The organism is Rhodococcus sp. P4_B6 (assembly GCF_056402215.1).
Map to the genome: position 1 here is coordinate 1 of NZ_JBFUHV010000453.1, position 1,099 is coordinate 1,099.

Here is a 1,099-nt window from a genome sequence, read left to right on the forward strand (position 1 = left end):
CACCAGTACTGCGATGTACAGATCTTTCGGTGACATGAAGCCGATTGCGTAGCCGCCGAGGATGGGCGACAGGATCGATCCAACTCTGGCGACGCCTAGCATCGTGCCGAATCCTTTGGCTCGTATTCGTATTGGGTACACGGTGGTTGCGATCGCGGTGAAGGCCGTCAGTGAGACGAAGACGAACAGACCCAGCAGCAGGGCCATGGTCAGCGCGAAGGGGCCCTGCAGGGTCAGTGCGAAGGCAACCAGGGCAGCCATGCCCAGGGCCATCGACATCCAGGATATTTGGGCAGACGGCCGCTTGAGGCCAAGAAATCCGTACAGGATGGCCCCGATCATCGTGCCGACCGACAACATGATGCCCACTAGCGCCCCGCTGCCGGTGTCTCCGGTCTCATTCTTGATCAGCTGAGGGGTCCAGGAACCGATGAAATAGAACGCGGCAGTGCAAAATCCATAACCGAGCCAGAGGAGCAGGGTGGTTACCCGCAGTCCTGGTCCGAGGAGTTTCGTATCCGATTGATCGACTATCGCCTCGTCGGCTAGAACACYGCCATTGAGGAGTCCTTCCTCCAGGTTGACCCGCGTAGACAACTTCTCGGCCGTCTCCTGCGCCGTGTCGTCCGATGACCGTCGAAGGTAGGCCACTGTTTCTGGGATGAAAGCGGCGACAACGACGGTGACAGTTGCGCTGAGGGCAAACCCTACCCAGAACAACCCTTTCCATCCGCCTGCGGCTTCGATTACCGAGGCACCTGCCAGGCCTGCGACGAAAGTTCCCAGGGGGTAACCGAAGAGCACCACGCCCACCGAGAGGCTGCGGCGTGATGGTGGAGACATTTCCTGGGCGATGACCATAGAGATTGCGCCGAGCACACCGATTGCCATTCCCGTAACGAATCGGGATGCGATCAACACCGAGTAGTTGGGGGCCAGTGAGGAAACAAGGAGGCCGGCGGTGTTGAGTACCAGCGCGCCGAGCAACGTCGGACGACGCCCATGGACGTCGGCCATTCGAGCCAGGAAGAAGGCCCCGACGCCGATGCCCACCAAGGCTGCGCTGATCAAGTAGCCCTTGTCGGACGCTGTTGCGTAC

Annotated in this window: 1 protein-coding gene; it reads right to left on the bottom strand. The window is 60.3% G+C overall.

The window, feature by feature from the left end:
• The coding region (locus AC1DWT_RS51490; protein ID WP_477926304.1) for an MFS transporter at positions 1-1,099 on the bottom strand (1,099 nt) is incomplete at both ends.